This is a genomic window from Shewanella inventionis (assembly GCF_014641855.1).
GTDB classification, from domain to species: domain Bacteria; phylum Pseudomonadota; class Gammaproteobacteria; order Enterobacterales; family Shewanellaceae; genus Shewanella; species Shewanella inventionis.
In genome coordinates this window covers 1-5,048 of sequence record NZ_BMII01000079.1, presented here as the reverse complement: position 1 = coordinate 5,048, position 5,048 = coordinate 1, and the positions used below count along the sequence as shown (strand labels likewise).

General features: G+C 42.5%; 4 protein-coding genes. 2 read left to right on the top strand and 2 right to left on the bottom strand.

Going from position 1 to position 5,048, the window contains the following annotated elements:
• The first annotated feature begins 218 nt into the window (after positions 1 to 218).
• Positions 219 to 1,154, top strand: coding sequence for a LysR family transcriptional regulator (locus IEW93_RS21500; protein WP_188741249.1), 936 nt, complete (start codon positions 219 to 221; stop codon positions 1,152 to 1,154).
• A 373-nt stretch (positions 1,155 to 1,527) separates the two neighbouring features.
• Here IEW93_RS21500 and IEW93_RS21495 read toward each other — a convergent pair whose 3' ends face one another.
• Positions 1,528 to 3,480, bottom strand: coding sequence for a DNA topoisomerase III (locus IEW93_RS21495; protein WP_188741248.1), 1,953 nt, complete (start codon positions 3,478 to 3,480; stop codon positions 1,528 to 1,530).
• Positions 3,481 to 3,651: 171 nt separating this feature from the next.
• Between IEW93_RS21495 and IEW93_RS21490 the strand changes: the two genes are divergently transcribed.
• Positions 3,652 to 4,362, top strand: coding sequence for a tRNA (adenine(22)-N(1))-methyltransferase (locus IEW93_RS21490; RefSeq protein WP_188741247.1), 711 nt, complete (start codon positions 3,652 to 3,654; stop codon positions 4,360 to 4,362).
• 150 nt (positions 4,363 to 4,512) lie between these two features.
• Here the strand turns inward: IEW93_RS21490 and IEW93_RS21485 are convergent, their stop codons facing one another.
• Positions 4,513 to 4,854: a hypothetical protein gene (locus tag IEW93_RS21485; RefSeq protein ID WP_188741246.1), complete on the bottom strand. Its 342-nt coding sequence runs from the start codon at positions 4,852 to 4,854 to the stop codon at positions 4,513 to 4,515.
• Positions 4,855 to 5,048 lie beyond the last annotated feature (194 nt).

Sequence of the window (5,048 nt, the reverse complement as noted above, 5' to 3'; positions counted from 1 at the left end):
GAGGTTTTGCGCCAATACATAGAACAACAAAACAGACCTCACTGAACTCGCTTTCCCCGCCACAGGTGACGGGGCTACTCGCTCGTTATCAAGTTAAGCGCTAGATTTGAGCGGGTTTATTTGGTGTAGTTCAAACTTAATGAAGCCATATTACCCCTTGATTTACCCAACATAAACCGCATAATAATTGAAACATTATCAATTAAAAATAGACAATCATGCTTCTAGAAGACTTATATGTTGTTCTTAAGGTTGCTGAGTTTCGCAGCATTACCGCTGCGGCAACCAATTTAGATATGCGCACCGCTACAGCTAGTGCGGCCTTAAAGCGGGTTGAAGCCAACTTAGGTGCAGAGTTGTTTATTCGTACCACTCGGCAATTACGCTTATCAAGTGCAGGTGAAAAGTACATTCCACAATGTGAACAGGCCATATTATTGCTTGAACAAGCCAAACAAAACATGAAAGGTGAACAGGATATTATTGATGGTGATCTGCGTTTATCTGTGTCATCAGATTTGGGCCGTAATGTGGTGATCCCCTGGCTTGATGACTTTATGCAAACGCATACAAAAGTCAGTTTACGGGTTAGCATCAGCGACACCAATGTCGACTTTTACCGCGACTCTGTCGACTTAGCTTTACGTTACGGCTCACCTAACGATGCCAATTTATATGGCTTTAAAATTTGTAATGTCCCCAGGCTAATCTGTGCCTCGCAAGCTTACCTAGACAAACACGGCACACCAAACCAACCGCAAGACTTAGCAAAGCACAACGCCTTGCTGTATCAGCTGCAAAACTTAACTCATGATATCTGGGAGTTTACTCAAGGTACTGACAGCACCAAAGTAAAAGTGTCGGGTAATAGGGTGGCTAACGATGCCGATCTGGTCAGGCGCTGGTGTGTCAATGGCAAAGGCATATCAGCAAAATCTTGCTTAGATATGGCGCATGATTTACTCAACAATAACCTTGTTACCGTTATGTCAGACTATCAAGTTAAACCCACCGAGCTGTGGTTAATCTTTCCAAGCAGGCAATCAATTACTCCTGCAACTCGGCTGTTGCGCGACATGCTTAAACAAAAAACCCGCGAGCTATTGTTACAGCTAATTGATAGAGGCATCTTAGATAACAGCGTGCTGGATTAGGGCGTGTTGATCTTTCAAGGATTATTGCACAGCTTACTTATGTAACCTCAGCTCTGGATAACAAACGCCTTTCAAGCAGTCCTTTGCCGTCCTCACTGCGTTGAATTAACTTGCAATAGGCTAGCTATTGACGCGTTAATTCGCCTTGTTAGCAAAACAAATCACAAGCTTGACAGTGGATTTTAGTCAATCTGTTGATTTATATCGTTATCAATACATCTCTTATCCAGAGTTGAGGTTAGTTAATGGTGTGGTTATTTTTGTTGGTAAATTATGCAGTCGGTTATGTTTGTCAAACAATCGCAAATCAACGCCGTTTAGCCCGCTTAAATTAACACTGCCCGTCGGGTAGAAGTGAGCCGTTACAAATACATTAACTTTTGGCTTTAGCTCGTTTTTTATAAGGCTTTTTAAAACTGCGTTTTGGCGCAGTACTGGCAACACCTTGTAATGCCGAGGGTAACTGACTCGATGCTTGAGTAATAAGACCGTCTAATTGGCTGAGTAATGGCTGCATAAAGCCGTCATACTTTAAGCGTTTTTGGCTAATGGCATCGAGGCTGTTTTCCCATAATGCGGTCATGTCTGGGGTGGTGGCAGAGTCTGGTAAACTGCGTATTAAACCAACCCCGACTGCGGTCGCTTTAATAGCTTTACCCTGACGAGTTAAATATCCCCGCTTAAATAGCAACTCAATAATGCCAGCACGTGTGGCCTCAGTGCCTAAGCCGTCAGTGTCTTTAAGGATTTTTTTAATCTCACTATCGGTTACATAGCGGCTAATCCCCGTCATGGCACCTAATAAGGTTGCGTCAGTAAAATGTTTTGGCGCTTGAGTCATTTTTTCTAATAACTCACCACGCTCACATTGCAGTATTTGCCCCTTAACCAGTGGAGGCAACGACTGAGCATTGTCGTCGTGCTCATCTTCATTGCTATTTGAATCGTTTTGGTTGTTAGCTGCTCGCTTAAATAGCTGTTTCCAACCTAGGGTTTTATCTTGGCGTGCTTTAGTCGTAAATAAGCCACCCTCAATGGTCACTTCAACAGCGGTTTCGGCATACACATAAGCGGGGTAAAACTGAGCTAAATATTGCCTCGCTACATGTTGGTACAACTTGGCTTCATTGCTTGATAATGCTGATAAATTCGCCACTTTTTCGGTAGGTACAATGGCATGGTGCGCATCGACCTTACTGTCATCCCATGCTTTAGATTTAAGCTTGGCATTAGGCCCATCGCAGCCTTCAACTAACCCAGCCGCGCCTTTAAGCACTGCATCTAACACTTTGGGGGCTAATGCATGTTGCTCTTTAGGTAAATAACGACTGTCAGAACGTGGGTAAGTAATTAATTTATGCCGCTCATATAAACTCTGGCAAGTGTCGAGCACCTCTTTAGCAGACAAACCAAAACGTTTGGCAGCATCAATTTGCAGCGCCGATAAACTGTATGGCAGTGGCGGATTTTGGCGTTTATCTTTGGCTTCAAGCTTAGTGACTTCAGCTGGTTTACCGGATATACGCGAAACAACGTTTTCAGCCAGGCCTTTGGCTAATACTCTGCCATCTTCATCCATATAAGGCTGGCAGGCTTCGCTCGGTTGCCATTTGGCAGTAAATCCTTGTTGTTGATCTGTCAGTAAATGGGCTATCACCTCGTAAAATGCTTTTGGGGTAAAATTGGCGATTTCATCATCGCGGCGCACCACTAATCCCAATACAGGCGTTTGCACTCGGCCAACCGACAGCACACCCTGATAGCCCACTTTACGCCCTTGAATAGTATAAGCACGTGTCATATTCATGCCATATAACCAATCGGCGCGGCTGCGCGCCAATGCAGAGGTTGATAATGGCACAAACTCGCGATTGCTACGCAGTTGCCCTAATGCACGCTTTACTGCTTGCGGGTTTAAATCGCTAATTAATAAGCGCTGAACTTGATTGAGTTTATCGCCTTTTACGCCTAAATAAGCTATCACTTCGTCTACCAGCAGTTGCCCTTCACGATCTGGATCGCCGGCATTGATAATCGATGACGCTTGCTTAACTAACTTGCGCAGTACCGTTAATTGACTTCGAGTTTTGGGCTTTGGCTGTAGCTTCCAGGTTTGTGGCACAATAGGCAAATGCTCAAGCTTCCACGATTTAAAGGCATCGTCATAGGCATCTGGCTCAGCTTGCTCAAGCAAATGGCCAATACACCAAGACACACAATCGCCGTTGGCGGCAGTAATAAAGCCATCGCCTTTTTTATGAGGCTTAGGTAACACATCGGCAATGGCTCTACCTAAACTGGGTTTTTCAGCAATATATAAAATCATAATCCATCATTTTATGGCTAGTATCATTACAGAGCCCGCAGGCATGAAAGCACGTTTACTGTATAAAATTACAGTATAGATTACCTGTAAATTTATCTTGCTGCAAATTGCATAGTATTAACCTCAAAAATCATTACAATGCGGGTTTTATTTTTATAAACGATTTGCACAATGAAACTTGGCCTGCGCTTAACCCAACTTAATGACATGATCCCAACAGGCTATTTGCACATTTGGGATTGTTGCTGCGATCATGGCTTATTAGGCGCTGCGTTATTATCAAGACAGGCTTCACCGACAATACATTTTGTCGATATTGTGCCAAACTTGATGCAGCAATTAGAAGATAAGTTACAACGTTTTTATCCACGCCAACCAATTCCCCAATGGCATGTACATTGTATCGATGTCGCAAAACTTCCCTTGTCAGATTATTCAGAAAGCCCACTCGTTGTTATCGCTGGCGTGGGTGGAGATTTGATGATCGAGCTAGTTAATTCAATTTGCCTGCAAAATCCTCAGCTACATATCGATTTTTTACTCTGTCCTGTGCACCACCAGTACGAATTACGCCAACATCTGATCAAGCTTGAATGCCGTTTAATTGATGAAAAATTGATTGAAGAGAATCGCCGATTTTATGAAATACTCTATATCAGACGTGATCCCAAACTCCCTGTGAATGTTGCTAATGATTCGCTTACAGACATTGACCCTATAGGCAATGTAATTTGGCAAGCGAGTGATGCTGCACAGCAAGACATTGCTATGAGATATTTAGCTAAAACGATTGCGCACTACAGTCGCATCAATCAATCTCGTTCAGGAAACACCTCTCAAGCACTAAAAGAGTATCAACAGGTACACATCGCTTTAAAATAATGCCTAAAACGCTTTAATTGGCAGTCCATTTCTTGATATGTAATGTATCAAGGACGCTACGCCGTAAATGACAAGGAAGGACTTAGTCCTGCAATAAAGAGCTGGGGCCTCAATCAGCAACATCTCAGGAATAGCGTAATTACAGTATGACTACCCATGTAATTTTCTATGTAAAATATTGTACTTCGGTTTTTTAGTAGAAGGCCGTGGATAGGTGTCATCATTTAAGGTTATCGTTGCTTCACCAAGGCTTATTGGGCCACCATTAAGCTGACTTTTCCATCTAACAAGATATTTAGCTGGAGGTAATTTAGGAAGATTAAAATAAAAAATAGTCCCAGGATCTTTTGGCACTTGAACATCTAAGTTTAGTAAATAACCATCATTATTTCTAATGACTATTGAATGCAAAGTCACACTACTTTCAAACGTTACCTTCAAAGATCGCGTAGGCTCGATAGTAAACTCAATAGTCGCATCGTTATTATTCACAAAAAGCTCACCAGCACATACATTATTTGATACCAGCAAAGCGAAAAAGATCATGGTTAGGCAACGATCATACACTGGACCTTAAGCATTAAGGCCTGCAAAAACTCCATCTAACGTTATGTCTTTTCTAGATTTTCTTTGTTGTGACTTTTTTGCGTTTATTGTTATATAGCTGACCGCCCAGTCTATCTTTT

What these genes read in the sequence shown, in the direction of transcription:
- IEW93_RS21500 (WP_188741249.1), top strand. Translation starts at nt 219, where the DNA reads ATGCTTCTAGAAGACTTATATGTTGTTCTTAAGGTTGCTGAGTTTCGC.
- IEW93_RS21495 (WP_188741248.1), bottom strand. Translation starts at nt 3,480, where the DNA reads ATGATTTTATATATTGCTGAAAAACCCAGTTTAGGTAGAGCCATTGCC.
- IEW93_RS21490 (WP_188741247.1), top strand. Translation starts at nt 3,652, where the DNA reads ATGAAACTTGGCCTGCGCTTAACCCAACTTAATGACATGATCCCAACA.